Origin of the sequence: Lacticaseibacillus hegangensis (assembly GCF_003946465.1) — a bacterium.
Classification (GTDB): Bacteria; Bacillota; Bacilli; order Lactobacillales; family Lactobacillaceae; genus Lacticaseibacillus; species Lacticaseibacillus hegangensis.
In genome coordinates this window covers 17,388-43,851 of the sequence record NZ_RHOL01000010.1, presented here as the reverse complement: position 1 = coordinate 43,851, position 26,464 = coordinate 17,388, and the positions used below count along the sequence as shown (strand labels likewise).

The window sequence follows — 26,464 nt, the reverse complement described above, 5'->3', positions numbered from 1 at the left end:
TTAGCATACGGAAAAAAGCGCGGATTCGGCCTTGCGCCGGATTTTACGCAAATTACAGAAAGGAGCCTGTCATGCCGCAGTTTCAACTTCACGCCAAAGCCCCTGAAGCGGCCAGCGTGCGCGCCTTGCTTCACGCCTGGCAGGTGCCCAAGGCCTGGATCGCCGTGCTCAGGCGCACGCAAGGGGTCCTCATCAACGGCCAGTACCGCACCTTCAATCAGCCGGTCGAGGCCGGTGCCAGCGTCACGCTGAATTTTTCGGCGCCTGGCACCGACTACTACCGGCCGCAGCAGCTGCCGCTGGCCGTCGTCTACGAGGACAACCAGCTGCTGATTGTCAACAAGCCCGCCGGTCAAAAGCCGCACCCCAACCGGCCGGACGAAGAGGGCACGCTAATGAACGCCGCGGCCGGCTACCTGGCGCCACGGCCGGTGTACATCACCCACCGCCTCGACATGCTGACCTCAGGGCTGACCATCATCGCCAAGGACCCCATCAGCCAGGGCATCATCAACCGGCAGCTCGCGGCCAAAACCGCGGCGCGCACTTACACGGCGCTGGTGCCGCCCGGGCTGCCACAGTCTGGCACCATTGACGCGCCGATTGGCGCAGACCCTGAAGACAAGCGCAAACGCCGCGTGCGCTGTGATGGCCTGCGGGCGGTCACGCATTTCCGGGTCGTCGCGAAACATGGCGACGTCGCCCGCCTGGCGCTGACGCTTGAAACCGGCCGCACCCACCAGCTGCGCGTTCACCTGGCCCACCTCGGCTACCCGATCATCGGCGACCCCTTGTATGGCGGGCGCGCGGCCCCGCGCCTCATGCTGCACGCCAGCAGCTTGACCTTGATCAAACCGCTGACTAGCGAGAATCTGACCACAACTTCGCCGGCACCATTTTAACCAACGCAAAAACGGTCTGCCGATTGACTTGGCAGACCGCTTTTGGTCTAGGCGATGAACGCCTTTTGGTACTGGGCGTTGAACCACTTGGCGCTGGCTTCGTCGGGACTGATCACGACGATGGTGTCGTGGCCGGCCAAGGTGCCGACGACCTGGGCAAAGCCGATATCGTCGATAATGGCGGCCATCAGGTTGCCGTTGCTCGGCAGCGTCTTGATCACGTTCAAAAACTGCACGCGGGTGATGGATAGGCCCACTTCGCGCACCGAATTGCTGAGGCGCTCGAGCTGAGACTGAGAATCACCGCGGAAAATCGTGTAGCGCAGCTGGCCGCTGGCGTCCTGCGCCTTGACCACCTGCATCTCGCGAATATCGCGGGAAATGGTGGCCTGCGTGGCCTCGATGCCGGCGGCCTTAAGGGCTTCCAGCAGCTCGTCTTGCGTGGTGATCACTTGCGAATTGATGATTTTGGCCAAAGCGGCCTGACGTTCAGATTTGTTCATAGCGGCCTCCTACATTTCGGCCGGCGCACCGACCCCGAGCGTGTGGAGCGCGTCGGTCAGCACCGTCGATACGGCCTTGACCATCGCCAGGCGGGCCGGCAGCTCGGCGTCGTCGACCAGGACCTTGACGTTGGCATAGTACTGGTTAAACGCCTTGGCCAGGCGCAGCGCGTACTTGGCGATGACCGACGGCTCGTACTCACGCAGCGCGCGGGCGATCACGTCTGGGTAGTCCGCCAAGGCCTTGAGCACCGGCCAGGCCGCGGCGTCAGTCAACGCAACTTCCGCGACCGGCTGTTGGTCGGTTTTCTTCAAAATGCTGTTGGCGCGGGCGTTGGTGTACTGAACGTACGGCCCGGTCTCGCCTTCAAAGCGCACGACTTCTTCCAAGTTGAAATCGAAATTGTCGAGGCGCTCGTTTTTCAGGTCATGGAAGACCACGGCGCCGACGCCGACTTCGTGCGCCACTTGGTCGGCATTTGCCAGGTCCGGGTGCTTTTCGGCGATCTGCTGCTTGGCCAGAGCCACCGCGTCCTTGAGCACCTTTTCCAGCAAGATGATGTTGCCCTTGCGCGTCGAAAGCTTCTTGCCGTTGGCGGTGATCAGACCGAACGGAATGTGGTGAATGTTATCCGCCCAGTCGTTGCCCATTTCCTTGAGGACGGCCTTGAGCTGCTGGAAGTGCTCCCGCTGCTCGTTGCCGACCACGTACAGGCTTTGAACAAAATGGTACTGGTCGTGGCGGTAGATGGCCGCGGCGAGGTCACGGGTCATGTAAAGCGTCGCGCCGTCGGACTTGCGGATCAAAGCCGGGTTCAGGTCGTACTTGCTGAGGTCGACGATTTCCGCGCCTTGGCTTTCCTTGAGCAGCCCTTTTTGCTCGAGCGCGTCGGTCACGGCGTCCATCTTGTCATTGTAAAAGGCCTCGCCCTTGTAAGAATCGAACTCGATGCCGAGCTCCTTGTAGATGCGCTGGAATTCCTTCAGCGACTCCTCACGGAACCAGGACCAGAGCTGGTGTACCTCGGGATCGCCGTCCTCCAGCTGCTTGAAGACCGCGCGGGCCTCTTCGTCCAGCTCGGGCTGCGTTTCCGCCTCTTCATGGAACTGGACGTAATACTTCACCAGGTAGTGGATCGGGTCACGCTTGACGTCTGCCTCAGAGCCCCACTTGCGGTAAGCCACGATCAGCTTGCCGAACTGGGTGCCCCAGTCGCCTAAGTGATTAATCTTGATCGGCGTGTACCCGGTTTTGGTCAAAATATTGGCCAGGGCGTTGCCGATCACGGTCGAGCGCAGATGGCCCATGCTCATCGGCTTGGCGATGTTCGGGCTGGACATGTCGATCGGCACGTTGCCGGTGCCGATTTGCTGGTCGCCGTAATGCGCCGGGTCCTGGGCGATCGTCGTCAGCACCGTGTTGGCAAAGCTGACCTTGTCCAGGAAAAAGTTGATGTAAGCGCCCTTGACTTCGACCTTTTCAAACGGGGTCGCGTCAATTTTTTCGGCCAGGTCCTTGGCAATCAGCGGCGGCGCCTGGTGGAACACCTTGGCCAAAGCGAACGTGGGAAAGGCATAATCGCCCATCTTATCATCCTTCGGCGTTTCGACCAGCTTCGCGATGGTCGCCTCGTCCAGCGTGCTGCCGATTGCGGCAGCCAGTGCCTTGATCACTTCTTGTTTGAACTCCATCTGTGCACGTTCCTTTCTGCGAGAAAAAACTCGTCTCCTTCAAATGTTTACTTGAAAGAGACGAGTTTCCCCGCGGTACCACTCTAGTTGACGTCATGTCCACTCATTATTCACTTCAGGCTCCGCCGCGCGCCGGCAAGGCCGTGAGCTGCTCGCACCTCCCGCAGCTTCACTGAACACGACCGGTTGCCTTTTTCGGCTTCTTCACCCAATAAAAAACTGGCACCACTGGCACCAGAATCAAGCGGTTGACGAGAATCGAACTCGCGACGTCAGCTTGGGAAGCTGAAGTTTTACCACTAAACTACAACCGCAACAACAAGCATTATTATAACGGGCAGGAGGGCGGTTTGCAAGCGGCCCAAGCGATTTTTCTGCCGGCGGCTGACGGGAGAATAATAAGATGAGAAAATCCATATATTATTGCGACAATTTTTAACCGTGTTATAATAATAGCGAAGAATTTGAGAGGATGCGATGTTATGGCCAAGGCGACCCGCCGCTACTTCTTTGCGGCCCGCAACGAGAAAACGCCTGACGGTTATTTGATTCAGTTTGTGAACATGCCCGAACTGACGGCTAAGGGCACCACCTATCAGGAAACCGTCTACTATGCCTACCGCGTACTGGCCAATTTTTTGCTCGGGCTGCCAAAAAAGTCTGCGCCTTTGTCGGCTTACACACTGACCTCGCTGCCAGACGACGAGCCCGACCCTAACGTATTCTATTCGCTCGTATCGGCCACGGAGGACTTTGATCCCCACAAAATGGAAATGCACTTCACCCTGCCGCAGGCCCCGCCGGACGAGATTCGGCGCATGGGCGGCCAGCTTGCACACCTGACAACTTACCACCAAAAGGACCCAACCACATGAGCGCCGCGCAGCCTGCAAAGCCATTAGGGATTGCGCTGGCCTGGATCTTTTTGCTCAGCGCAGCGGTGTTTGTGGTCAGTCTGCTGGCATGGCTGATTGTCATGCTGCGCGGCCGCGACCCGCGCCTGCCGCGGCGGGTGTGCCTGATTGCAGCCGGGCTGGCAGTGGCCAGTTTAGCGTTAAATTCAGTTCTATGACCCCAAGTATGACTTGGGGTGTTTTTGTGCGTAGGCAAGCAGGTGCAAATATGGTTAAATGAGCAGGATGACACGACACTGAATCTAAAGGAGTGATCACTTTGGCTAGTTTAACCACCACCCTAGGCGACTACGCGTTTCAAAATGTCTTCATGAACGCCAGCGGCGTGCACTGTCAAACCGAAGCCGAGCTCGACCAACTTGCGGCAAGTCCCGCCGGCACCCTGGTGACTAAAACCGGCACGCTGGAGGCGCGCGCCGGCAACCCGGAGCCCCGCTTCGCCCAGCTGGCACTGGGGACGATCAACTCGATGGGCCTGCCGAACCTGGGGATTGACTACTATATTGCTTACGCCGAGAGGTTTCAGGAAAAGCACCCGGGCCGGCCAATTTTTCTCTCGGTGGCCGGCATGAAACCGGATGACTTTCCCCTGCTCGCGCAAAAGATCCAGGATTCGGGCTTCACCGGTCTGACCGAGTTCAACCTCAGCTGCCCGAACGTGCCTGGCAAGCCTCAGATCGCGTATGATTTTGACACGACTGAGGCCATCCTCGCCGCCATTTTCAAAGTGTTCAAAAAGCCCGCCGGCGTCAAATTGCCGCCGTACTTTGATTTGGCCCAATTCGATCAGGTCGCGGCCATCCTCAACCGGTACCCCTTGACCCTTATCAACTCGATCAACAGCCTAGGCAACGGGCTTTGGATCGACCCGGCTACAGACACCACCGCAATCAAACCCAAGGGCGGCTTTGGCGGCATCGGCGGTCAGTACGCCAAACCGATCGCATTGGCCAACGTGCGCGCCTTCCGCCAGCGCCTGCGAGGCGACATTAGCATCATTGGCACCGGCGGCGTGACCACGGGCCGCGACGCCTACGAGCTGATCCTCTGCGGCGCAAACTTGGTCTCTCTAGGCAGCATTTTGGCCACCGAGGGCCTGGGCGCCTTTACGCGGCTGTCCAGCGAGCTTGAATCAGAAATGGCCAAGAAGGGCTACACCAGCCTTGCCGAATTTCGCGGGCAGCTGAAAACATTATAGGTGCGCGCAAAAATGGGTAAGACCTTCAGCGGCGGTCTTACCCATTTTTGCTGTCGATCAATCGCCAAAGATTCGGCGCTGGATCCGGCGGCCTGTTGGCGTGGCCGCCAATCCGCCTTCTGCCGTTTCGCGGAAGGCACTGGGCATTTGCTTGCCCACGGCGTCCATTGCCGCGATCACCTCGTCCGGCGGGATCACGGACTTCATCCCAGCCAGTGCCATGTCGGCTGAGGTCAACGCCTGGGCAGCGCCCATCGCGTTGCGTTTAACGCACGGGACCTCAACCAGCCCGGCAACCGGATCGCACACCAGCCCCATCAAGTTGGCAATCGAAATGGCCGCGGCCTGGGCCGCCATTTCAGCGTCGCCGCCGCGGGCCTGGACCAGCGTGGCGGAAGCCATGGCAGAGGCGCTGCCAACTTCCGCCTGACAGCCGCCTTCCGCGCCAGCGATTCCCGCATTATTGGCGATCACCAGGCCGAAAGCGCCGGCCGTGAACAGGTAGTCGACCTGCTGCTCGCGGGTCAGGTGAAACGGCTCGCGGACGGCCATCAGCGTGCCGGCCACCACACCGGCACTGCCGGCGGTCGGAGTGGCGCAGATCAACCCCATTTGGGCGTTGACCTCGTTGACAGCAACGGCATTGCGCACCGCGGCCAAGGCGATCGGACCGAGGTAACTGGTGCCATCGCCGAGGTACTGGTCCAGCCGCTTGGCATCCCCACCAGTCAGACCGGTCACCGATTTGACGCCGGCGATCCCCTTGGTGATCGATTCCGCCATGACGTCAAGGTTACGCGCCATCAGCGAGCGGATCGCTGACTCGCTGCGACCGGTGTTTTCGGCCTCGGTGGCCACCATCAGGGCCGCGACACTCGGGTAGTCTTGGGCCTGTTCAACAAGTTCTTTAATTGAGTAAAACATGGCGTCCTCCTACTCGAAATACGCAGCGTTATCGACGTTCGGCATGGCCTTGAGCTTCTCGACCAAGTCGGGCCGCCGCTCGTCCACTTCCATGATCATGATGGCCTTTTCGCCTTTGGCCTCGCGCGTGACGGTCATGGTGCCGATATTGACGTTATTTTCACTCAGCAAGTCAGTCGCGCGCGCAATCATCCCTGGCACATCTTGGTGCACGGTGATGAACGTTGGCGTGCCCATGCTCAGCGACAGCTTGAAGCCATTGATCTCAGAAATCTGAATGTTGCCACCGCCAATCGACACCCCGGTCACGGTCATCGACCGGGCGCCTTTTTGCAGTGCGATCTTCGCCGTGTTCGGGTGATCGACCTTGTCGCTTTTCGGCACGAAGGTGACCTTGATTCCCCGCTCGTGGGCAATCTTTAGCGAGTCCGCAAGGCGGGCGTCGTCTGGGGCCATGCCCAAAAGTCCCCCGACCAACGCAACATCGGTGCCGTGGCCGCGATAAGTCTTAGCGAAGGACTCGTACAGATAGATGTCCACCCGCGTCGGCTCCTCGCCAAAAATCTCCCGCACCACCTTGCCGATACGCGCGGCGCCGGCTGTGTGCGAGGAGCTTGGCCCGACCATCACCGGGCCAATAATGTCGAAAACACTGGTAAAGCGCAACTCTTTTGCCATGATCATGCTCCTTTTTCCTTATAGAACCACGCGTGCCCCTCGCGGTCAAGCCAGAGACAAAATCGGGCTTCGGGCTAAAAGCGTCGAGCCTCCGCACCTGACATAATCGGGCTCCGGGTTCGCAACGGGGGAGCAGCCAGCTACGCCAGAGGCCTTGCCGCCAAAGCCCAGCGGCAAAGCCTCTGGCTACGCTGCCTGTCCCCCTAAGTACGCGAACCCTCCGCACCTTACAAAAAAAGCGGCACCGCAGCGCCGCCCTCCAGATTACTTTTTGAAATAGTAGCGGCCGGTTTCCAGCGCGCTGGTCGGCATCAGAAGCTTGCCGTATTCCGCCAGCACGTCGGCTGACAAGTTGACTTTCGTGCCGTACTCCAAGGCCAGCGCCGTTTGATCGGCGATTTCACTGCTCGAAGCCTTGTTGGCGTAGAAGGTCAACACAAGGTAGTAGTCATCGTTGTAAGAATAGAGATCTGAGCTTGCCCCTTCCAGGCGCAACTCCTGGGCCAACGCAATGAAGTCCTCAAAATTTTGAAGCTTGAGCACGACCTCTGTCTTGTCCGCTTGGCCGCCGTCAATGAAGCTGCCTTCGTCGCTGGCCTCATCGTGATCGGCCGGGTCGTCGAGGGCGTTGAGCTGTTGCCGAATGAAGTCCGGCACCCCGTTGTCGTCGGTTTGCGCGTCGTCGGTGTCATCATCTGCGGCCTCGTCGTCTTGATTGCGGGAGATCAAAAGCTCCAGCCCGCTTTGACTCGGCATCACCTGAAACGTCACGCCGCCTTCGCTGGCGAAACTGTGATCCTTGTCGACCTCATCGAGAATACTATAGAAGAAGGTTTCGATCTGCTTGTGGTTGCCGAGCAGGTCCAGCACTGTGATCCCGCGTTCGGCCAAATCGTCATTGCCGAGCAGGACGCGAATGGTATTTGCGTTAAGTCGTTCCATTTCCATGATGGCTGCACCTCACTTTGCCTTTGAATCCTAGTATATCAGATTCTCACTGACACGGCATTCTACGCTAAAAAAGTAAGGAATGCAACACATGGATCCCCCAGCGCGCTGAAACCAAAAAGGCACGATTCACCCGAATCATGCCTTCTGGTTAAAACCCGGCCAGCAGCTGAGCTTGTTGCAGCTCCAGTGCCCGCACCGAACGCGGGAGAAACCGTCTAATATCATCTTCATTGTAGCCGACCTGCAGCCGTTTATCATCCATGATGATTGGCCGGCGGATCAAGGCTGGATACTTAGCAATCAAGGCGACCAATTCATTGATTGAGATGGCCTCAAGGTCAATGCCCAGTTCCCGGAAAATATTCGACCGCATCGAAATGATCTCCTCGGTCCCTTTCTCGGTCATGCTGAGCACGTGCTTGATCTCATCGATGCTCAGTGGATCGGCAAATATGTTTCGTTCCACGAAGGGAATGTTATTTTCCACTAACCAGGCGCGGGCTTTGCGACATGAAGTGCAGCTAGGCGAAACGTACAAGTATACCATCAGTGCTCGCTCCTTCTTTTGTTGCGTGACTGCGTTTTCTCGACACTCTAAGTATAACGAACTCAAATGTGCAAATACAATCAAGCTTCAAAAATAAATTTCTGAATTTGCGCGCGCACTAATTGTGATATAAGTAACAAATAGTCATTCCCCAAAGCAAAGGCCTGCCAGTCGGCGTTTTACTTCCCAACCATGTTAGTTGACATGGTGAACATCAGCTGGATTAAATTTTAAACGTTATTTTTGCTCAAATAATTTGTTCCCATCAATAAATAACGTTTCACTGGCCAAAACTACCGGAATCTCCCCCGCTTCCGCCTGGGCTTGGACCTTCAGGGTCGCTAGCGAGACTTCTTGCGGCAGGTGAGTCAAGAGGAGTTCCTTAACGTGCGCTTGGGCGGCCAGCGCACCGGCCTGCGGAGCAGTGAGGTGCCAAAGCGGCGCCTGGTGGCCCGCCAGAAAATTGGTGTCCGCCATCAGCAGATCCGCCTTCTCGGCGAATGGCGCGAGCGCCGGAAAGGCCCGGGTGTCACTGGTGTCGACAAAGACCTGCCCGGTGGTTTTTTCCTCGATGCGCACGGCAAAGGCCGGCACCGGGTGCTGGGTCTCCAGGAATGTTAGATGCAGTGGCCCCAGATCAAGCACGGAATCCCCGCTGTACCCCATGCCCTTCGTGAAGTCGCCGAAGGTCAGCGCCGCAAAATTCAGCGGATCTTTGGTGTGACCGTAGATTGGTAGCGGATCGGCTTTTTTGGCTCCGCTGTGGAGCTGGTAGTAATACTGCAGCACACCGACATCCGCGGCGTGATCATGGTGATAATGGGTCAGTAAGACCGCGTCCAGCGCAAAGGAGTCACTGGCCTTTTCCAGTGCCAGCAGCGCACCAGAGCCGCAGTCCAGCAGCAGTTTGTAGTCGCCGCTTTCGATCAGATAACTGGACGTGCCAACGCCGTGGTCGGGATAGCCGCCGTAATAACCCAAGATCGTCAATTTCATGAAATCATTCCTTTCAAATAAGTAAGCGCTATACTAAACCTATTGGGGGTAATCAAATGACAAAAACAATGCAGTTAGTGCTCGGCAGCAAAACGTATATGCAAACGATTGTGAAACGCGCCACCACCCCGGTCCGACTGCTCAAAGACGCCGAAAAGGACCGCGACTTTGCCACCCTGGATCTGACCGGGGCAGTCCCGTTCGTCGCACCGCTTAAAGGCACCATCTTGGCCCACTACGGCGCGGTGCCAGAGGTGGGCTACGTCTACATGATGTACTTTAAGCTCACCGATGAGGAGGCCAAGGTCTTCGAGCAAAAAGCCCAGACGCTGACCCTCGAAGCGGACCGCCTGGACGGCTGCGAGGCCATGGTCTTGATGCGCACAGATAACCCGCAGCGCGAGTACCTGCTGCTATCGGCATGGGCGAACAAGCTGGCGGTTTTCACCGCCAAAAATACGCCGCTGTTTGCGCCGGTAATGGTCTTCACCAAACGGGCGCAGGAAAGCTACGGCTACCACCAGGCATTTTACACCATTGCCGATCCTTACCACCCCGATCACGCGATGAGGGCAGAAGCCACATTGGACGCTTAAGTCCGCGCCGTCAGCCGGACGGTCAGGATGCCAAAGGCCAGGTACACCAGGATGTAGACCGCGACGATCACGATGACCAGAAACACGCCGGGGTCGTTCAAGAACATGCTCAAATAGCGGATCATTAGAGCCGAGTTCAGCGTGCCAAAGGCCAGCGGCAGTGCGAAGATCACAGCGGTTTGGGCGGCGGCCACGCGCTGCTCCAGCGGCTGCGGCATACCGAGCTGGCGCAAGATGGTGCGCGCCTGGTGGTCCTCGGCGGCCAGCATCAGCTGCTTGATCATCAGGATACTGGCAGTGGCCACGATGAAGACGGCGCCCAGCAAAATCACAATGAACAGGCCCATGCCAAACAGCACATTCATCTCGCCCATCAAAGGCGCCTTAAACTGAACAGCACGGCGACCAAAGTCCGCGGCACCAGCAGTGGCCTTGACTCGCGGTGCTTTTTTGCCGGTTAAAATAGCCGCGCTGCCGCCCACGTAATCCTCACCAACGCCGTCGTTAAGCTGCTTGGCGGCCTGACCGGATTGCCCCTGCTTCAGCAGGTACCCAGTCAACGGGTCCGCCGGCGCCAGCAGCTGCCGAAAGTCCCGGTCCGGAATCACCAGCGCCCGGTCAAAGTAGGCGCTGTCGCCCAGCGGAAAAGTGCCCGTCACGGTTTTAACGGCAAAGCGTTGGTGCGTTCGGGTCAGCGTCAAGCCCCAGTGCTGCCGCTTGCCCAGCCAAGTGTGCTGGTACAAGGTCCGGCCAAACAGGATCATCGCCGCCTGGTGCGGGCCCAGCGTCAAAGCTGGCAGGCCCTTTTGCACGCGGCGAATCCGAGTATAATCGCTGAGCGCCATCACGTTATAAATAGTTTCATCCCCGTCGCCGGTGGCGTGATTGGGCTCGCTCAGCCGCCCCGCCGCAAGCTTGGTGGGCAAGACGACCGCGCGCTTGATCACCGCCGCCGTGTCTTTGGAGAACGCCTGCTTGACCCCAGTGCTTGAAGCCACCATGTCCAAGGCCACACTGCGCGTCACCGAGCGCTGGCCAAACTGGTACAAAATCGCGCCGCTGCCCAGCACCGTGATGGTGATGGTGGCCAGCAGGGTCGTCAGAAAGAGCGAGTGCACATTGCGCAGCAGCCGCTTGTGCACGTTGGTGACGGTCATAAGCGCCGCGGCGTTGCGCCGCAGTTTCGGCCGCTTCATCAGCCAGACGAAAAGCGCCGGCAGCGACACTTTAAACACGACGTACAAGCTGAGCACGCCCAGCGCCGGCACCGCAAGCAGTGTCCACACCCCGCCGCCGTGATAGCGCTGGGCCATCAGGTAGGTCAGGTGAACCAGGTTGTACGCGGCAGCGTAACTGAGCACCAACACCACGGCCCCGGCCCAGGCGACCAACGTCCGCCAGCCGCTGGCCGGGATGCGGCTGGTCCGGTTGGCCGCACTTTCAGCCGTCATTTCCACATTGCCGGCATAGATCGCGTTAATGGTGCCCAGCACCGCGTAAACCACCAGGAACAAGACGGCAAGCTCAACGGCGGCGCGTGGGGCCCACAGCAGACCGACTGCCTTGTGCACCCCCATCAGGCGCAGCAGCATCATGGCCAGAAACTTGGAAAAGACCCAGCCTAGCCCGATGCCCAGCACCGTGGCCGCCGCCCCCAGCAGCAGCGATTCCAGCAGCAGGCCCAGCCCGATGCGGCTGACCGGCATCCCCAGCCGGCGGTACACGCGAATACTGGCAGTGCGCCACTCGATCAGGATCGAATTCATGTACAGCAAAAAGACGATCGCAAACAGCAGGATCACGACCAGCACGATCACTAATAGCGCCGGCACCACGGCAGTCAAGTCGTTCACGTCAATGGTGTGGGCCAGCAGACGGTCATCTTCGATCAGCGCCAGCACCGCGTACAGGACCGCGATCATCGCCGCGGCCATCAGCACATACAGCCGGTTGACCGTGCGGTGGCGCCGCAAACTAGTGCGGATCAATTGGCCCACGCCGATCACCCCCGTTGATGGTGGCTTCCATATCAATGATACTGTTGAAAAAGGCCTGGCGGCTGGAGCGCCGGGTCACCTCCGCGAAGTACGCGCCGTCGCGGATAAAAATAATGCGATTGCAAAAACTGGCCGTAAACGCGTCATGCGTCACCATCATGATCGTCACGTCCTCTTCCAAGTTGAGCTTGGCCAGGTACTGGAGCAGTTCAGTGGCCGCCATCGAGTCCAGGCTCCCGGTCGGCTCATCGGCCAAGATCAAGTCCGGATGGCCGATCATCGCTCGCGCCGCGGCCACCCGCTGCCGCTGTCCCAAGCTGAGCTGCTCCGGATACCGCTTCAGCAGCGGCACCAGGCCCAGCAGGTTGGCAAAGTGCATCAGGCGCTGGTCTAAGTCCTTCGGCAGAGGCGGCACGAAAGTCTGCGGCAGCGTAATGTTGTCGGCGACGGTCAGGTCCGGCACCAGGTTGAACGCCTGAAAAATAAACCCGAGGTCCTCGCGCCGGTACGCGGCCGCCTCACTGTCGCGCAGGGCCGTGAGCTCTTTGCCGGCGACGGTCAGCTTGCCGGAGGTGGGCTGGTCAATGGTGGCAATCATGTTAAGCAGCGTCGATTTGCCGGCGCCGCTTGGCCCCATAATGCCGACGAACTCCCCGGCCTCAATGTGAAAGCTGAGGTCGTTCAGCGCCGTCACCCGGTTCAGCCGGTGGCCGTAAACTTTGGTTAAATGTGCGACATCCACCACGCGCATGTGCTCGCCTCCCTGCCTCTTTTCGTCCATAATACCAGAAACGGGGGGCTGCGGCTGGTCACCTTGCGATACTGTTAGGCGCTTGTGCAGCCGCACGCAAACCGCTACCATACAATTAAGAACGGAGGCCTAGACATGTTCAAAATCATGATTGTGGAAGATGACCGCACCATTGCCGACCTGATCGCGGCCGCGCTCAACAAATGGGAGTACCAAGCGAGCACAGTGACTGACTTCAACCGCGTGTTCGACCAGTTTCAGGAGACGCAACCCGACCTGGTCCTGCTGGACATCAATTTACCCGTCCGCGACGGCTACTACTGGGTCCAAAAAATCCGCGACGCCTCGCAGGTGCCGGTGATTTTCATCTCCAGCCGCAACACCAACATGGACATGGTGATGGCAATGAACCTCGGCGCCGACGACTTTGTGGAAAAGCCCTTCGCCATGGAGGTCCTGATCGCCAAAATCAACGCCCTGCTGCGCCGCACCTACAACTACCAGGACGCCGGCGGGTCCTCTTTGACCGTGAACGGGTTGACGCTCGATTTTAAAACCGGCATGGCCTATGTCAACAACGAGGAGATCAACCTGTCCAAAAACGAGTACAAGCTCCTGCAGCTGCTGATGCGCGCACACGGCAGCGTCATCAGCCGCTCGCGCCTGCTCAAGGACCTGTGGACCGATGAGCGCTTTGTCGACGACAACACGCTGACCGTCAACATCAACCGGCTGCGCAAGAAAATTGAAGCTGCCGGACTGCCGGATTACATCCAAACCAAGGTCGGCCAAGGATACATGGTGAAATAAATGACGTTTAAACAATACTTGCACGACCACCTGGCGGGCATCGCGTGGTATGTTATCGGCCTGGCGCTGCTGTGCTTTGGCTTGTGGCTGGACCCGCGCCAGCGCGTGCGGTGGGACACGCTTTTGTACATGGCCGTGCTGATCACCGGTTTCGCCGCGGTCCTGCTGGTGTGGCACTACACTCGCACGAAAAAGTGGGTCAAGGCCTTCACCGACCGCACTGAAGCCGGCGTCGAGGCGCTGGACTGGCCGCTGGCGGCCAGCAGCAACCACGAGCGCGCCGCAATCATCGAGGCCTATAACCACGTGCTGCGCGAACACCGCCAGGCTCAATCCGAGCTGATTGCCCGCCAGCAGGACCAAAAGGCCTTCATCGACTCGTGGGTGCACGAGATCAAGGTGCCGCTGGCCGCCGCCGGCCTGCTTCAGGACAGTCTGGACGGCAAGGCCCCGGAAAAACCGCTGGACGAGCTGGCGCTACAGCTGGACAAGATCAACTTTTACGTCGAGCAAGTGCTGTACTACTCACGGCTGGACAGCTTCTCCAAGGATTACCTGCTGCGCGAGTATGACCTCAAGCCCCTGGTCGACGGCGTGATCGTCGACCAGCGCAACAGCTTCATCGACCGGCGCATCAGTTTTGCCTTGAACGGCGACTCCTTGACCGTCGTCACCGACGAAAAGTGGCTGCGGTTCATCCTGGGCCAGCTGGTGTCCAACGCCTTAAAGTACACCGCGCCAGGCGGCCAAGTCACCGCCACCATTGCGGACGCCCCCACCGAGGCGACGCTGACCATTGAAGACACCGGCATCGGCATCCCGTCAGACGAGCTGCACCGCGTCTTTGAAAAAGGCTTCACCGGCACCAATGGCCGCAACGCCAACCAGCGCTCCACCGGCCTCGGCCTGTACCTGGCCGACCAGCTGAGCCAAAAGCTCGGCCATCATCTGACCATCACCTCAACCGTCGACCAAGGCACGGCCGTCACGATCCACTTTCCTCACCTCAGCTTTTACGGGGAAAGTGGGACAACGCTGGCCAAGCCGGCCGTCAAGCACTAAAAAGCCGCGCGGAAAAAATTTCCGCGCGGCTTTTTGATTACCTCACAAGGTTCTTCCAGATCTGGACGGAACCCGTCTTGAGAGAGGCTGGCACGTCGATGATGCGCTGGTTGGAGCTACCGCGAAACTGCAGCGTCAGGTCCTTTTTCGCTTCCAGGAAGCGGCCGTCGACCAGAATGTCAAGCATGTTCAGCAGCTCAAGCTTGTCGTCGGACTCCTGCATCAGCTCGTCCCAGGTGTACCCAGTCCAGCTCCAGATGTCCTTGGTGTGGCCGAACTCCTGGCGCACTCGCCGGCACAGGCGCAGGCAGACCTGCGTGTTCAAAAACGGCTCGCCGCCCAGCAGCGTCAGGCCCTGCACGTAGCTCTGGCTGAGGTCCATGATGATGCGATCCTCCAGCTCCTGCGTGTACGGCGTGCCGTAGTGAAAATTCTGGGCGACCTTGTTGTAGCAGCCCGGGCAGTTAAAGCGGCACCCGGACACGTAAATACTGCACCGCACGCCTTCACCATCGACAAACACGAACGGCTTATAGCTGGCCACGTACTGTAGCGACAGGTCGGACGCGAGCCACTCCTTGGGTTTAGGATTGTTGGGTAATCTTGTTTGGGCCATCTTGCTCACTCCATTCCATAGTTTCAATGCTACCACAGCCGACCCCCAAGATATAGTGGCGAAAGTCAAAAAAAGTGTGCGATCGCCATGGATATGGTGGTCGCACACTTTTTAATTAGGCTAGGCCCTTGGCCCCAATATCACTGCGTGTGGCCAAAGCGCCTTGCAGCGGCTGCATGCGCGCGTACGCCTGACGCTGAGCCTCGGCTAAGTCTGCGCCTTCGCCGATCACCGCGAAAATACGGCCGCCGCTGCTCACCAGCCCACCTGCCATTTCGGCGACGCCGGCGGGCACCCAGTACTTCAGTTGCTCAGCATCGGGCACCACCAGCGGATATGGATGCCCAGCCCCCGGGTACGCCGGATCCACCGCCACCACCCCGCAGTACGTGTGCCCGTCCAACTTGAGCGGTTCGGCCTTCCCGGCCAAAAGGTCCAGAGTCAGCTGATAAAAATCGTTTTCTACCTGGGGCAGAAGCACCTGGGTTTCGGGATCCCCGAAGCGCAGGTTGTACTCGAGAATCTTTGGCCCAGCGGCGGTAAACATCAGACCGACGTACAGCACCCCACAGCCGCTGAGCCCGTCTGCCGCCATGCCGGCCAAGGTTTGATCCACCAAGTCACCGGCGGCTGTTTGCTGCGCCGCGCTGAACTGCGGCGTTGGGCTGTACGCCCCCATGCCGCCGGTGTTGGGCCCAGCGTCGCCATCAAAGCGCCGCTTGTGGTCTTGGGCCAGGGGGAACAGCACCCGCTTTGGCCCGTTGAACATCGCCAAAACCGACGCCTCTTCGCCTTGCAGGTACTCCTCCAGCAGCACCGGAGTTTGAGCGTCAGCGGCGTAAAGCTTGGTCACCGCCGCCTGCGCCGCGGCCAGCGTTTGCGCCACGGTCACGCCCTTGCCGGCCGCCAGCCCATCTGCCTTGATGACAATGGGGGCACCGAACTTGGCCAGCGCGGTTTGCGCTTCTGGCAGCGAATGAACCGTCAGTGCCTGCGCGGTGGGCAAATGGTGCCGCGCCATGAAGGCCTTGGCAAAAGTTTTGCTGCTTTCCAGCTGGGCCAGTGCCTTGGTCGGGCCAAACACCGGCAGGCCCGCCGCTTCAAACGCGTCCACGATGCCACCGGCCAGCGGCTGTTCGGGGCCGACAAAAGTCAGCGCCACGTGAGTCCTGGCAAAGGCAATGAGCGCGGCGGTTTCCGATTCGTTGATCGCCACCGGTGTCAGCCCGATCAGTGGCATCCCGGCATTGCCCGGTGCCACGAACACTTGCCCCACCTGCGGCGAGCGCAAGAACGCCCGCCCGAGCGCACTTTCCCGGCCCCCTTGGCCGATCACCAACACATTGACCATACAAGCCTCCTTAGTGGCGGAAGTGCCGCACGCCGGTCGTCACCATCGCAATGCCGTACTTGTCGGCCATGGCGATCGAATCCTTGTCTTTAATCGAACCGCCGGGTTGAATAATCGCCTTGATGTCATGCTGCGCCGCGTATTCCACGCAGTCGTCCATCGGGAAAAAGGCGTCTGAGGCCATCACGGCCCCCGCAAAGTTTTTGTTCTGCTGGGCCTGCGTGAGTGCGATTTCCACCGACCCGATCCGGTTCATCTGGCCGGCGCCAATGCCCAGGGTCTGGCCTTTTTTGGCGACGACGATAGCATTACTTTTCACGTGCTTGACCACCTGCTGGGCAAAGAGCAGCGAGGCGATCTGCTCTTCGGTCGGCTGGACCTTGGTCACCACGGTCAGGTCGGCCGCCGTTTCGATCTTCGTATCGGTGGTTTGCCGCAGCACCCCACCGTTGACCGCGACGGTTTCAACGCGCTCCGGCAAGGCACCACCGGCCAGGGTGATGGTCAAAAGCCGCACATTTTTCTTCTTAGCCAAAACGGCGTAGGCATCGTCGTCAAAGCTTGGCGCCATGATGATCTCCAAAAACAGCGCATGCATCTTCTCCGCAGTGGCCAAGTCGACCGGGCGGTTCAGCGCGATGATGCCCCCGAAAATGGACATGGGGTCGGCTTCATAGGCCTTGTCCCAGGCTTCTTCAATCGTTGCCCCCTGCCCAATGCCGCACGGGTTCATGTGTTTGAGGGCGACCACGGTCGGTTCCTGATACTCATTGACCATGGCTAAGGCGGCGTCGGCATCGCGGATATTGTTGAAGGACAGTTCCTTGCCGTGCAGCTGCTTGGCGTTGACCAGCGATTCGGCCGGCGCATCCGGCGCGCCGTAAAAGGCGGCCTGCTGGTGACTGTTTTCACCGTAACGCAGGCTCTGCACCTTGCTAAAAGTCGGGGTGAACTGCTGCGGGAAGGGTTCGGGATCCAGGTACGCGGCGATCTGCGCATCATAGGCCGCCGTGATTTGAAACACCTTGGCCGCCAGCTGCGTGCGCAGTCCTGCGTCGCTTTCGTCCAGCCCAGTCAGGACCCGCTGGTAATCGGCGGGATCGGCCACGGCCCAGACACTGGCCGCGTTTTTGGCCGCGGCGCGCAAAGCGCTGGGGCCGCCGATGTCGATTTGCTCGATGGCTTGGGCGCGGGTCGTTTCTGGCTTGGCAATCGTTTCGGCAAACGGGTACAGGTTCACGCACACTAGGTCGATCGGCTGAATGTCATGTTCGGCCAGCGCCGCCATGTGCGCCGGGTCGTCGCGTTTGGCCAAAATACCGGCATGAATCTTCGGATGCAAGGTCTTCACCCGGCCGTCCAGCATTTCGGGAAACCCGGTCACAGCCTCCACCCCGGTCACGGCAAGGCCAGCTTGCGCCAAGGCCGCTTTGGTGCCGCCGGTGGACACCAGTTCAAACCCGCGGGCAATCAATCCTTCAGCAAATTCGACTAGGCCAGTTTTGTCGGACACACTTAACAATGCGCGTTTCACTAGATTTTCTCCTCCTTGATCAGTGCCTCAATCGTCTGGGGCAGCAGCTGGTGCTCAACGTCATGGATTGCGGTTTCCAGCGCGGGCAGCGTGGTGCCTTCGCTGATCAACACCGGCGCCTGGGCGATGATTTTGCCCGAGTCGATGCCGGCGTCGACGTAATGAACGGTCACTCCGGTCACCTTGACGCCGTAATTAAAGGCGTCTTCGATGCCGGTGCGGCCGGGAAAACTCGGCAAAAGGGCCGGGTGTAGGTTGATGATGCGGTTCGGGTACGCGTTAAGCATCGTGGGGCCGATGATGCGCATGAAGCCGGCGAGCACAATCAAGTCGCAGGCTGGCAAGCGGGCGATCAGCGTCGCCTCGGCCGCGGCCTTGCTGGGGTAGTCGCGGTAGTTCAGCGCGATCACCGGAATCTTGCGTGCGGCAGCTTTTGCCAGCACCGGCGCGCCGGGTTGATCGCACACCAGCGCCACGATGGTCGCCGTTTTGGTCCGGTCGAAATGATCGGCCAGCGCCTCAAAGTTCGATCCGGTGCCGGAAGCAAAGACAATCAACTGTTTCGTCATGACCGCCTCCATTCCACGGCGGCCTGGGTGCGCGGCACCACTTGACCGATGCGCTTGGCGTGCGGATCGGCGGCTAACACCGCCGCCACGTGCTCAGGCGCCACTGCGAGCACCATGCCGATGCCCAAATTGAACGTTTTGCGCATCTCTTCCTCGCTGAGCTCACCAGCGGTTTGAATCCGCTGGAAAATCTCTGGCCACTGCCAGGCCTGCGGGTCAAACCGCGCGGCCAAGTCTTGGGGCAGCATCCGGGGCACATTATCGGTGAAGCCGCCGCCGGTGATGTGCGCGGCGCCATGCAGCAGGCCGGCCTTAAGCAAGGTCAGCATCGGCTTGACGTACAGCCGCGTCGGCGTCAACAGTGCGGTGCGAATCTCCGTACCGTCGGACAGCGGCAGCATGCCAAAATTCGTTTCGGCCAGCAGCGCCCGCACCAGGGAGAAGCCGTTCGAGTGCACCCCGCTGCTTGGCAGGCCGATCAGCGCATCACCGGCCGCCACGCCTTGCGGCAGCAGCTGCTCGCGGGAGGCCAACCCGACGGCAAAACCGGCGAGGTCGTAGTGCTTTTGCGGGTACATCCCCGGCATCTCCGCCGTTTCGCCGCCGATCAGGCTCATTTGCGCCTCGCGGCAGCCGTACGCGATCCCGCGCACCACGTCCTCAACGCGGCTGGGAATCAGCTGATCGGTCGCCATGTAATCCAGGAAAAACAGCGGCGTGGCGCCGGTGGCCACCAGGTCATTAGCCACCATCGCCACCAAGTCGATGCCAATGGTTTCGTGCTGATCGCACTCTAGCGCCAGCAACAGCTTGGTCCCCACTCCGTCGGTCGCAGACAGCAGCACCGGGTGCTTGACCTTGGGCAGCGCGTAGGCCGCCGCAAAGCCGCCCAAGTCGCCCAGCACGTTTTGATCCTGAGTGGCTTTGGCCAGCGGCGCGATCCGGGACACTGCCTCGTTGCCGGCCGCAACATTCACGCCGGCTTGCTCGTAATTCAGGCTCATCGTGCGGCCACCTCCTTGACGTTCAGCGTCAACTTCGACAGCTCTTCTTTTAGATTCGCCGCGTAATCATCCAGCGGCGTCGGGTACTTACCCGTAAAATACGCCACGCACAGGCCGCGGTTTGGAGCCGTCGTCTGCAGATTCACACTTTCCTCCAAGCCTGCCACCGACAAAAACCCCAGGCTTTCAACGCCCAAGAGCTGGCGCATGGCCGCCACACTGTAATTGGCGGCGAGCAGCTCCTTGGTGGACTGAATGTCAATGCCGTAAAAGCACGGAAAGCGCAGCGGCGGGCTGGCGATCCGCAGGTGCACGCTTTTGGCCCCAGCGTCCTTGAGCAGCTGGACGATCTGCTTGGCGGTGGTGCCGCGCACGACCGAATCGTCAATGAGGACGACCCGCTTGCCGTTGACCACCGCCTTGAGTGCCGAAAGCTTCAGACGCACGCTGCGCTCGCGCAGCGCCTGCGTCGGCTGAATGAAGGTCCGCGCGACGTACTGGCTTTTGATCAGGCCCATTTCGTACGGGATCCCGCTTTCCTGGGCGTAGCCAATGGCGGCGGAAAGCCCGGAGTTGGGCACCCCGACCACGATATCGCCATCCGCCGGCTGCTCGCGGGCCAGCCGCTTGCCCATGGCCACCCGCGCCTGGTGCACGTTGACGCCGTGGATTTCCGAATCCGGCCGGGCAAAGTAGATGTACTCCATCGAGCACACCGCAAGCTGCGTGTGCGTGGTGTACTGCTCGGCGGTCATGCCGGCGTTCGTGACGGTGATCAGCTCGCCGGGCTGCACATCCTTGATGAACTCGGCCCCGACCACATTCAGCGCCGCGGTTTCACTGCAGATGACGTAGCCGCCGCTGGGCAGCTGGCCGACCACCAGCGGCCGAAACCCGTTGGGATCGCAGGCCGCGTACAGCCCATGCTCAGTCAGCAGCGCAAACGCGAACCCGCCATGGACTTGGTTCAAGGCATCAATCAGCTGGCCCTTAAACGTTTTTTTTGGACTACGGCGCAGCAGGTGCATCAACACCTCGGTGTCGCTGGTCGACTGGAAAATCGCGCCGTTTTGCTCCAGCGCCGCGCGCAGGCTGACGGCGTTGGTCAAGTTGCCGTTGTGGGCCAAGGCAACCGCACCATCGGAAAAGCGAAACAGCAGCGGCTGAATGTTTTCCAAAATCGCGCCGCCGGCCGTGGCGTAACGCACATGGCCCAAAGCGGCCGGGCCGCGCAGGGCAATGAGGTCGGCCGGCTGGGCAAACACCTGAGACACCAGGCCAAAGCCGTAGTGCCGGCGCAGCCCGGCCGGCGTGCGGCCGACAATCCCCGCGCCTTCTTGGCCGCGGTGCTGCAGCGTGTGCAGGCCCAGGTGCGTGATGTCCACGGCATTGGGGTCACCCCACACGCCGAACACCCCGCACTCCTCGTTCAAACTTTTTACTTCAGCAGGCATGGTAAGCTCTCCTCCCAAACGGTCTGAAGCGTGCTGATGGGCTCGTCAATGCGGCCATCCTCGGCCAAGGCGACCAGCTGCGGGCCGCCAGTCTTGCCAATCAGGGTCGCCGCAGCCCCGGCCAGCGTCTCAAACGCGGCCTGCTGGTCCTGGGGAATCGTCACCAAAAACCGGCTTTGCGTTTCGCTGAACAATTGCGCGGCGGGCATGGCGACCTTCACCTGCGCCCCAATCCCGGTGTGAAACGTCATTTCGGTCAGCGCCACAGCCAGGCCGCCATCGCTGATGTCATGGGCGGCAGAGACCAGGTGCTGGCGAATCGCCGACAGGACCGTCCGCTGGATGTCTTGCTCCCGCTTCAGGTCCAGGGGTCTCAGCTGTCCGGCCACTGTGCTGGTTTCAACCTGCTGCAGCAGGCTACCGTTAAAGTCGGAACCCGTCTCCCCCAGCAGGTAGATCAAGTCGCCTGCCGCCTTGAAGCGCGGCGTGGTGATGGTCGACAGGTCTTCGATCAGCCCCACCATGCCGATCATTGGGGTCGGGTCGATGGCCTCGCCGTTGGTTTCGTTATACAGCGAGACGTTGCCGGAAATCACCGGCGTGTTGAGGGCCTTAGTCGCGGCCACAATACCTTTGGCCGATTCCTGCAGGCTGTAAAACTGTTCCGGCTTGGTCGGATCGCCATAGTTGAGGCAGTCCGTGATGCCGATCGGCTCGGCGCCAGTTGCGACCAGATTACGTGCCGCCTCAGCAACCGTGATGGCCCCACCAATTTCGGGGTCAAGCGCCAGGTAACGCCCGTTGGAATCCGTCGTGAGCGCCAGCGCGCGGTGCGTGCCGCGCACGCGAATCACCGCGGCATCCCCGCCTGGGCCCACGATGGTGTTGGTTTGCACCTGCGCGTCGTAGCGCCGGTACAGGCTGGTTTTATCGGCGACGTTGGGGTCAGCCAGCAGGGTTTTCAAGGTGGCGCCGGCATCGGTGACCACCGGCACAAAATCAGGGGCTGGGTGCGCAAGGCGCTGCGGTTTCACCCCTTGTTGGTGGTAGACCGGCGCGTCGTCGGTCAACAAACTCACGGGCACGTCGCACACGGTTTCGCCGTGCTGCAGAAGCCGGTAGCGGCCGTCGTCGGTGACATGGCCGATGACCACGGCGTCCAGATCGTACTGCTTGAACACGGCGCTGACTTCATCCTCCCGGCCGGCCTTGACGCAAAGCATCATGCGCTCCTGCGATTCGGACAGCATGATCTCAAATGGCGTCATGTTCGGCTCGCGCTGCGGCACCAGGTCCAAGTCGAGCACCATGCCGTAGCCCGCCTTATCGGCCATTTCGACGGTCGAGGAGACCAGGCCAGCGGCTCCCATGTCCTGCATGCCCACCAACGCTTCTTGATGGTCGCGGGTCACTTCGAGGCAGGCGTCAACCAGCAGCTTTTCCATGAACGGGTCGCCGACTTGCACGGCGGAGCGGTTTGCTTCCTCCTCTGTGGAAAACTCAGCCGAGGCAAAGCTGGCGCCGTTGATGCCGTCACGCCCGGTTTTGGCGCCGACGTATAGCAGACTGTTGCCAGTGCCGGCCGCCTTACCGCGCTGAATGGCGCTTTCGTCCATCACCCCGACACACATCGCGTTGACCAGTGGGTTTTGCGCGTACGTCGAAGCAAACTTGGTCTCGCCGCCAACCGTTGGAATGCCGATTGCGTTGCCGTAATCGCCGATGCCGGCCACGACCTGATCGATCAGCTGCTTGGTATGGGCGTTGTCTGGGTAACCAAAGGCCAGCGAGTCCAGGATGGCGACAGGTTTGGCCCCGATGGAGAAAATGTCGCGGATGATGCCGCCAACGCCAGTCGCCGCGCCTTGGTAAGGTTCGACTGCACTGGGGTGGTTGTGGCTTTCGGCCTTGAACACGACCGCCTTGCCCTCGCCGATGGCGATAACCCCGGCGCCTTCGCCCGGCCCCATCAGCACCCGGTCGTTTTTGGTCCAAAAGGTTTTTAGCACGGGCTTGCTGTACTTGTAGGCGCAGTGCTCGCTCCACATGCCGGAAGCCAGCCCGATTTCGGTCAAGTTCGGCAGCCGGCCCAGTTTTTCGGCAAAGCGGTCGTACTCGGCGTCGGTCAGCCCCCACTGCCGGTATGGTTTTTCGGTTTTGATCTGCGCGGAACTCAGCTCAGTTTTCAGCATAGACGCCCTCCTTGGTTGCTTCGACCAGCGATTCAAACACGCCCAGCCCGTCGGTGCCGAAAATCAGCTGCTCGACGGCGCGCTCCGGGTGCGGCATCATGCCTAGGACGTTGCCGGCCACGTTGGTCAAGCCGGCGATATCGTTCAGACTGCCATTAGGATTGTGGGCGTAGCGAAACACGACCTGATGATTGGCTTCAATCTCAGCCAGCGTTGCCGGATCGGCGTAGTAGTTGCCTTCCCCGTGGGCAATCGGCAGCGTGATGGTCTGCCCCGCCTCATATCGCGAAGAAAAAGCGGTGTCGGCATTAGCCACCACCAGTGGCTCGGGCTCGCAAATGAACTGCAGGCTGGTGTTCCACTGGAGCGCGCCTGGAAGCAGCCCCACCTCGGTCAGAATCTGAAACCCATTGCAGATGCCCAAGACATAGCCGCCGGCCTGCGCAAACTGCTTGAGCGCCGCCATCACCGGGGCAAACTTGGCGATGGCCCCGGAGCGCAGGTAGTCGCCGTATGAAAACCCGCCTGGCACCAGCACCAAGTCGAACCCGGCCAGCGTCGTCGCGGTCGCCGGCACTTTCACCGCGCACTCGCCCACCACGTCGCGAATGGCGTGCACCAAATCGTCATCGCAGTTGGAGCCGGGAAAACTGATCACCGCCGCCTTCATTCCGCCACCGCCATTTCTTCAACGGTGAACTTGAAGGTCTCCGTGTTCACATTGGCGAGCATCTCGTCGCAGATGCGCGCCACTTGCTTTTCGGCTGCCGCTTGGCAGGCCGCCGTCAGCGTCAGTTCGAAGTACTTGCCGACCAGCACGTGGCTGACATTGTCGTCGCCCAGGCGGGTCAGCGTGTTTTGAATCACCTGCGCCTTGGGATCCAGGACGCTGGGCTTGTAGTTGACGAAAATTTTGGCTTTATACATGAGCGACTCCTTTCAGACGGTCGAGGACCACTTGGTAAACCGGGGTCAGTGGCCCCTCGTCGTGGCGGAACACATCCTTGTCCAGCGACTTACCCGAGCCTTCATCCACCAGGCGCATGTTGTCCGGCGACAGCTCATCCGCCAGCACCAGCGTACCGTTGGGCAAGCGGCCAAACTCAAGCTTAAAGTCGACCAGCGCGATGCCGATGCCGGCGAACCGCTTTTGCAACAATGCGTTCACGCGGTCGGCCAGATCGTGGATCGCCTCTATAGTTGGCGCATCGGCGTATCCCAAAGCCTTGATCTGCTCGTCATTGATGAACGGATCATCCAGCGCATCCGACTTGTAGTAAAACTCGTGGACCGCCGGACTCAGCTTCATCAGGTGTGCCGTGTGGAACTTGCGCTCAAAACTGCCAGACGCCAGGTTGCGCACCACCGCCTCCAGCGGGATCATCGCGCACTGGCGCACCAGCATCGTGTGATCGTCCAGGTCCTTGATGAAGTGCGTCGGAATGCCCGCGGCGGTCAGCTCCTCAAACAGGAGCCCCGAGATCTGCCGGTTCAGAGCGCCCTTGCCGGCGATCTCGACCTTGCGCTTGCCATTCAGTGCCGTCGCCTGGTCCTTGTAGGTCACCCACAGGACCCCAGGGGTGTCTGTCAAAAACATGTCCTTGGCTTTTCCGGAATACAGCAGCTCAGTCTTTTCCATCTTCGTCCTCCAATTGAATTGACCCCATCAAATCTTTGGTATCGCCAGCCAGCACGGTCAGGTGCCCCATCTTGCGGCCGGGCCGCGCTTCAGCCTTGCCGTAGTCGTGCAGGTGCCACTCCGGATGCTTGGGCCAGGCTGCCTTGGCCGCAGCCAGGTCATCGCCCAGGAGATTGCGCATGACCGCACACTCTTTCATGCGCACCTTGGGGATTGAAAGCCCGCAAATGCTGAGAATGTGCGCTTGAAACTGGGAAAAATTGCAGGCCTCGATCGAGTAGTGCCCGGAGTTATGCGGCCGCGGCGCCAGCTCGTTAACCAGCACGCCGGTTTTGCCGGCGAACAGCTCGATCCCAAGGACCCCTCGCAGGTTCAGCGCTGTCGCAATTTTGGTGGCCAGCGAATCGATCTGGTACTGCTCAGGCTTACCCAGGTCAGGCGCCGGGGCGATGGTCACGTGCAGGATGTGATCCTGGTGGTGATTTTCCACGACCGGGAAGCAGCGGACAACGTCTTGGCCATCGCGCGTCACCATGAGTGACAGTTCACGGTCGAAGGCCACGCGCGCCTCCAGGATGCATGGGGTCTTGGCGACCAGCGCTTCCGCTGCGGGCAGGTCCAGGTCCGAGTTGATGTCCAGCTGGCCGTGACCGTCGTAACCGCCAGTCGTAGTTTTCAAAATGGCCGGCACCCCGACCGCATGGATCGCCGGGATCAGCGCGGCCGGCTCTGGCACGGCGGCAAAATCTGCCGTGGGCACCCCGTGATCGCGCAGGAACGTTTTTTCCTTCACGCGGTCGCGCGTGATGGCTAACAGCTGCGTGCCCTGCGGCAGCGCCGCCTGCTTGCTGGCCTCTTGAAGCGCGGCGAGGTCGACGTTTTCAAATTCATAAGTCAACACGTCGCTGCGGCGCGCGAGTTCATCAAGGGCCTGGTGATCGTCATAGTCGGCCTGAAGCTGAAAATCGGCGACCTGGCCGGCTGGCGCGTTCGGCGTTGGATCGAGCACGCCAACGGTGTACCCCATCGTCTTGGCCGCCTGGGCAAGCATCCGCCCCAGCTGACCGCCGCCGACGATGCCAATCGTCGCTGGCGGCAAGATTGGCTTAATCATCTAAATCTGCCTCACTTTCGATCGATTGCTGCGTCTGGGCAGTGCGAAACGCGGTCAGGCGAGCTTCAACCTTCGCGTCGCGGATGGCCAGCATCGCCGCGGCCATCAGCGCCGCATTCTTGGCCCCAGCCTCGCCGATCGCCATCGTGGCCACCGGCACCCCGGCCGGCATCTGCACAATGGAAAGCAGTGAGTCCATCCCGCTTAATGTTCGGGTTTTAATGGGGACCCCGATGACCGGCACCGTCGTGTTGGCCGCCAGCATGCCGGGTAAATGGGCCGCCCCACCGGCCCCAGCGATGATCACGTCGATGCCGTTGGATCGCGCCGCTGCGGCGAACTGCTGCAACTGCGTCGGCATCCGATGTGCCGAGATCACGTGCTTGACGTACGGAATCGCGAGCTGGTCGAGCAAAGCCGCCGTCTGCTTCATCGTTGGCCAATCCGAGGTGGAGCCCATCACTACTGCA

The 26,464-nt window shown here is 60.3% G+C and carries 28 protein-coding genes and 1 tRNA gene; 7 read left to right on the top strand and 22 right to left on the bottom strand.

The window, feature by feature from the left end; translation table 11 throughout:
- Positions 1–71: 71 nt before the first annotated feature.
- The gene (locus EKM86_RS04210; protein WP_125755362.1) at positions 72–902 is read left to right on the top strand and encodes an RluA family pseudouridine synthase; all 831 of its coding nucleotides are present in this window, start codon (positions 72–74) and stop codon (positions 900–902) included.
- A gap of 47 nt (positions 903–949) precedes the next feature.
- Here EKM86_RS04210 and EKM86_RS04205 read toward each other — a convergent pair whose 3' ends face one another.
- The 3 genes from EKM86_RS04205 to EKM86_RS04195 form a co-directional block, all read right to left on the bottom strand.
- Positions 950–1,405 (bottom strand): arginine repressor, encoded by a 456-nt coding sequence (locus tag EKM86_RS04205; RefSeq protein WP_125755360.1) that lies wholly within the window; start codon positions 1,403–1,405, stop codon positions 950–952.
- Between the two features lie 9 nt (positions 1,406–1,414).
- Positions 1,415–3,097 carry an arginine--tRNA ligase gene (gene argS / locus EKM86_RS04200; protein ID WP_125755358.1) on the bottom strand — a complete coding sequence of 561 codons (1,683 nt, stop codon included), beginning with the start codon at positions 3,095–3,097 and terminating at the stop codon, positions 1,415–1,417.
- Positions 3,098–3,340: 243 nt separating this feature from the next.
- Positions 3,341–3,411 (bottom strand) — tRNA-Gly (locus EKM86_RS04195).
- A 168-nt stretch (positions 3,412–3,579) separates the two neighbouring features.
- On the opposite strand from EKM86_RS04195, the gene EKM86_RS04190 reads away from it, so the two are divergent.
- From EKM86_RS04190 to EKM86_RS04180, 3 genes are all read left to right on the top strand, one after another.
- Positions 3,580–3,972, top strand: a complete 393-nt coding sequence (locus EKM86_RS04190; RefSeq protein WP_125755356.1) for a hypothetical protein — start codon at positions 3,580–3,582, stop codon at positions 3,970–3,972.
- On the top strand, positions 3,969–4,169 hold the full coding sequence (locus tag EKM86_RS04185; protein WP_125755354.1) for a hypothetical protein: 201 nt from the start codon (positions 3,969–3,971) through the stop codon (positions 4,167–4,169). The genes EKM86_RS04190 and EKM86_RS04185 overlap by 4 nt, the downstream gene beginning before the upstream one ends.
- A gap of 101 nt (positions 4,170–4,270) precedes the next feature.
- Positions 4,271–5,209: a dihydroorotate oxidase gene (locus EKM86_RS04180; RefSeq protein ID WP_125755352.1), complete on the top strand. Its 939-nt coding sequence runs from the start codon at positions 4,271–4,273 to the stop codon at positions 5,207–5,209.
- A 57-nt stretch (positions 5,210–5,266) separates the two neighbouring features.
- On the opposite strand, the gene sdaAA is transcribed toward EKM86_RS04180, so the two are convergent.
- The 5 genes from sdaAA to EKM86_RS04155 form a co-directional block, all read right to left on the bottom strand.
- On the bottom strand, positions 5,267–6,133 hold the full coding sequence (gene sdaAA, locus EKM86_RS04175; protein WP_125755350.1) for an L-serine ammonia-lyase, iron-sulfur-dependent, subunit alpha: 867 nt from the start codon (positions 6,131–6,133) through the stop codon (positions 5,267–5,269).
- 9 nt (positions 6,134–6,142) lie between these two features.
- Complete coding sequence (gene sdaAB, locus EKM86_RS04170; protein ID WP_304599159.1) at positions 6,143–6,811, bottom strand: L-serine ammonia-lyase, iron-sulfur-dependent subunit beta; 669 nt, start codon at positions 6,809–6,811, stop codon at positions 6,143–6,145.
- Positions 6,812–7,075: 264 nt separating this feature from the next.
- Entirely contained in the window at positions 7,076–7,759 is a 684-nt protein-coding gene (locus EKM86_RS04165; protein ID WP_125755346.1) for an adaptor protein MecA, read from the bottom strand.
- A 151-nt stretch (positions 7,760–7,910) separates the two neighbouring features.
- Positions 7,911–8,309: a transcriptional regulator Spx gene (spx, locus tag EKM86_RS04160; protein WP_125755344.1), complete on the bottom strand. Its 399-nt coding sequence runs from the start codon at positions 8,307–8,309 to the stop codon at positions 7,911–7,913.
- Positions 8,310–8,546: 237 nt separating this feature from the next.
- Positions 8,547–9,305: an MBL fold metallo-hydrolase gene (locus EKM86_RS04155; RefSeq protein WP_125755342.1), complete on the bottom strand. Its 759-nt coding sequence runs from the start codon at positions 9,303–9,305 to the stop codon at positions 8,547–8,549.
- Between the two features lie 56 nt (positions 9,306–9,361).
- Here EKM86_RS04155 and EKM86_RS04150 point away from each other — a divergent pair, with 56 nt between their 5' ends.
- Positions 9,362–9,901 carry an antibiotic biosynthesis monooxygenase gene (locus EKM86_RS04150; RefSeq protein WP_125755340.1) on the top strand — a complete coding sequence of 180 codons (540 nt, stop codon included), beginning with the start codon at positions 9,362–9,364 and terminating at the stop codon, positions 9,899–9,901.
- On the opposite strand, the gene EKM86_RS04145 is transcribed toward EKM86_RS04150, so the two are convergent.
- Positions 9,898–11,898: an FtsX-like permease family protein gene (locus EKM86_RS04145; protein ID WP_125755338.1), complete on the bottom strand. Its 2,001-nt coding sequence runs from the start codon at positions 11,896–11,898 to the stop codon at positions 9,898–9,900. The two genes, EKM86_RS04150 and EKM86_RS04145, sit on opposite strands and share 4 nt — an antisense overlap.
- Positions 11,876–12,649, bottom strand: a complete 774-nt coding sequence (locus EKM86_RS04140) for an ABC transporter ATP-binding protein (RefSeq protein WP_125755437.1) — start codon at positions 12,647–12,649, stop codon at positions 11,876–11,878. The genes EKM86_RS04145 and EKM86_RS04140 overlap by 23 nt, the downstream gene beginning before the upstream one ends.
- Before the next feature lie 135 nt (positions 12,650–12,784).
- Between EKM86_RS04140 and EKM86_RS04135 the strand changes: the two genes are divergently transcribed.
- The gene (locus tag EKM86_RS04135) at positions 12,785–13,459 is read left to right on the top strand and encodes a response regulator transcription factor (protein WP_125755336.1); all 675 of its coding nucleotides are present in this window, start codon (positions 12,785–12,787) and stop codon (positions 13,457–13,459) included.
- A complete protein-coding gene (locus EKM86_RS04130; protein ID WP_125755334.1) occupies positions 13,460–14,521 on the top strand; it encodes a sensor histidine kinase in 1,062 nt (353 codons plus the stop codon).
- Positions 14,522–14,558: 37 nt separating this feature from the next.
- On the opposite strand, the gene nrdG is transcribed toward EKM86_RS04130, so the two are convergent.
- The 12 genes from nrdG to purE all read right to left on the bottom strand — a co-directional run bounded on the left by nrdG (position 14,559) and on the right by purE (position 26,454).
- Positions 14,559–15,137 (bottom strand): anaerobic ribonucleoside-triphosphate reductase activating protein, encoded by a 579-nt coding sequence (nrdG, locus tag EKM86_RS04125; protein ID WP_125755332.1) that lies wholly within the window; start codon positions 15,135–15,137, stop codon positions 14,559–14,561.
- 115 nt (positions 15,138–15,252) lie between these two features.
- On the bottom strand, positions 15,253–16,488 hold the full coding sequence (gene purD / locus EKM86_RS04120) for a phosphoribosylamine--glycine ligase (protein WP_125755330.1): 1,236 nt from the start codon (positions 16,486–16,488) through the stop codon (positions 15,253–15,255).
- Between the two features lie 10 nt (positions 16,489–16,498).
- Entirely contained in the window at positions 16,499–18,022 is a 1,524-nt protein-coding gene (gene purH / locus EKM86_RS04115; RefSeq protein WP_125755328.1) for a bifunctional phosphoribosylaminoimidazolecarboxamide formyltransferase/IMP cyclohydrolase, read from the bottom strand.
- Positions 18,022–18,591, bottom strand: a complete 570-nt coding sequence (purN, locus tag EKM86_RS04110; RefSeq protein ID WP_125755326.1) for a phosphoribosylglycinamide formyltransferase — start codon at positions 18,589–18,591, stop codon at positions 18,022–18,024. Before purN ends, purH begins: the two co-directional genes overlap by 1 nt.
- Entirely contained in the window at positions 18,588–19,595 is a 1,008-nt protein-coding gene (gene purM, locus EKM86_RS04105) for a phosphoribosylformylglycinamidine cyclo-ligase (RefSeq protein WP_125755324.1), read from the bottom strand. The genes purN and purM overlap by 4 nt, the downstream gene beginning before the upstream one ends.
- Positions 19,592–21,049, bottom strand: coding sequence for an amidophosphoribosyltransferase (purF, locus tag EKM86_RS04100; protein WP_125755322.1), 1,458 nt, complete (start codon positions 21,047–21,049; stop codon positions 19,592–19,594). Before purF ends, purM begins: the two co-directional genes overlap by 4 nt.
- Positions 21,034–23,241, bottom strand: a complete 2,208-nt coding sequence (gene purL / locus EKM86_RS04095) for a phosphoribosylformylglycinamidine synthase subunit PurL (RefSeq protein WP_125755320.1) — start codon at positions 23,239–23,241, stop codon at positions 21,034–21,036. The genes purF and purL overlap by 16 nt, the downstream gene beginning before the upstream one ends.
- Complete coding sequence (gene purQ / locus EKM86_RS04090) at positions 23,228–23,911, bottom strand: phosphoribosylformylglycinamidine synthase subunit PurQ (protein ID WP_125755317.1); 684 nt, start codon at positions 23,909–23,911, stop codon at positions 23,228–23,230. The genes purL and purQ overlap by 14 nt, the downstream gene beginning before the upstream one ends.
- Positions 23,908–24,168, bottom strand: coding sequence for a phosphoribosylformylglycinamidine synthase subunit PurS (purS, locus tag EKM86_RS04085; protein WP_125755315.1), 261 nt, complete (start codon positions 24,166–24,168; stop codon positions 23,908–23,910). The genes purQ and purS overlap by 4 nt, the downstream gene beginning before the upstream one ends.
- On the bottom strand, positions 24,161–24,880 hold the full coding sequence (gene purC, locus EKM86_RS04080) for a phosphoribosylaminoimidazolesuccinocarboxamide synthase (RefSeq protein WP_125755313.1): 720 nt from the start codon (positions 24,878–24,880) through the stop codon (positions 24,161–24,163). Before purC ends, purS begins: the two co-directional genes overlap by 8 nt.
- On the bottom strand, positions 24,867–25,994 hold the full coding sequence (purK, locus tag EKM86_RS04075) for a 5-(carboxyamino)imidazole ribonucleotide synthase (RefSeq protein WP_125755311.1): 1,128 nt from the start codon (positions 25,992–25,994) through the stop codon (positions 24,867–24,869). Before purK ends, purC begins: the two co-directional genes overlap by 14 nt.
- Complete coding sequence (purE, locus tag EKM86_RS04070; RefSeq protein WP_125755435.1) at positions 25,987–26,454, bottom strand: 5-(carboxyamino)imidazole ribonucleotide mutase; 468 nt, start codon at positions 26,452–26,454, stop codon at positions 25,987–25,989. The genes purK and purE overlap by 8 nt, the downstream gene beginning before the upstream one ends.
- Positions 26,455–26,464: the final 10 nt, after the last annotated feature.

Coding starts and splice junctions, on each gene's coding strand:
- spx (WP_125755344.1), bottom strand. CDS start 8,309: ATGGTATACTTGTACGTTTCGCCTAGCTGCACTTCATGTCGCAAAGCC.
- purF (WP_125755322.1), bottom strand. CDS start 21,049: ATGCCTGCTGAAGTAAAAAGTTTGAACGAGGAGTGCGGGGTGTTCGGC.
- purE (WP_125755435.1), bottom strand. CDS start 26,454: ATGGGCTCCACCTCGGATTGGCCAACGATGAAGCAGACGGCGGCTTTG.
- EKM86_RS04165 (WP_125755346.1), bottom strand. CDS start 7,759: ATGGAAATGGAACGACTTAACGCAAATACCATTCGCGTCCTGCTCGGC.
- purK (WP_125755311.1), bottom strand. CDS start 25,994: ATGATTAAGCCAATCTTGCCGCCAGCGACGATTGGCATCGTCGGCGGC.
- nrdG (WP_125755332.1), bottom strand. CDS start 15,137: ATGGCCCAAACAAGATTACCCAACAATCCTAAACCCAAGGAGTGGCTC.
- purD (WP_125755330.1), bottom strand. CDS start 16,488: ATGGTCAATGTGTTGGTGATCGGCCAAGGGGGCCGGGAAAGTGCGCTC.
- EKM86_RS04185 (WP_125755354.1), top strand. CDS start 3,969: ATGAGCGCCGCGCAGCCTGCAAAGCCATTAGGGATTGCGCTGGCCTGG.
- purC (WP_125755313.1), bottom strand. CDS start 24,880: ATGGAAAAGACTGAGCTGCTGTATTCCGGAAAAGCCAAGGACATGTTT.
- purQ (WP_125755317.1), bottom strand. CDS start 23,911: ATGAAGGCGGCGGTGATCAGTTTTCCCGGCTCCAACTGCGATGACGAT.
- purS (WP_125755315.1), bottom strand. CDS start 24,168: ATGTATAAAGCCAAAATTTTCGTCAACTACAAGCCCAGCGTCCTGGAT.
- EKM86_RS04155 (WP_125755342.1), bottom strand. CDS start 9,305: ATGAAATTGACGATCTTGGGTTATTACGGCGGCTATCCCGACCACGGC.
- sdaAB (WP_304599159.1), bottom strand. CDS start 6,811: ATGGCAAAAGAGTTGCGCTTTACCAGTGTTTTCGACATTATTGGCCCG.
- EKM86_RS04190 (WP_125755356.1), top strand. CDS start 3,580: ATGGCCAAGGCGACCCGCCGCTACTTCTTTGCGGCCCGCAACGAGAAA.
- sdaAA (WP_125755350.1), bottom strand. CDS start 6,133: ATGTTTTACTCAATTAAAGAACTTGTTGAACAGGCCCAAGACTACCCG.
- EKM86_RS04140 (WP_125755437.1), bottom strand. CDS start 12,649: ATGCGCGTGGTGGATGTCGCACATTTAACCAAAGTTTACGGCCACCGG.
- EKM86_RS04205 (WP_125755360.1), bottom strand. CDS start 1,405: ATGAACAAATCTGAACGTCAGGCCGCTTTGGCCAAAATCATCAATTCG.
- EKM86_RS04130 (WP_125755334.1), top strand. CDS start 13,460: ATGACGTTTAAACAATACTTGCACGACCACCTGGCGGGCATCGCGTGG.
- purN (WP_125755326.1), bottom strand. CDS start 18,591: ATGACGAAACAGTTGATTGTCTTTGCTTCCGGCACCGGATCGAACTTT.
- EKM86_RS04135 (WP_125755336.1), top strand. CDS start 12,785: ATGTTCAAAATCATGATTGTGGAAGATGACCGCACCATTGCCGACCTG.
- EKM86_RS04150 (WP_125755340.1), top strand. CDS start 9,362: ATGACAAAAACAATGCAGTTAGTGCTCGGCAGCAAAACGTATATGCAA.
- EKM86_RS04210 (WP_125755362.1), top strand. CDS start 72: ATGCCGCAGTTTCAACTTCACGCCAAAGCCCCTGAAGCGGCCAGCGTG.
- purL (WP_125755320.1), bottom strand. CDS start 23,241: ATGCTGAAAACTGAGCTGAGTTCCGCGCAGATCAAAACCGAAAAACCA.
- purM (WP_125755324.1), bottom strand. CDS start 19,595: ATGAGCCTGAATTACGAGCAAGCCGGCGTGAATGTTGCGGCCGGCAAC.
- argS (WP_125755358.1), bottom strand. CDS start 3,097: ATGGAGTTCAAACAAGAAGTGATCAAGGCACTGGCTGCCGCAATCGGC.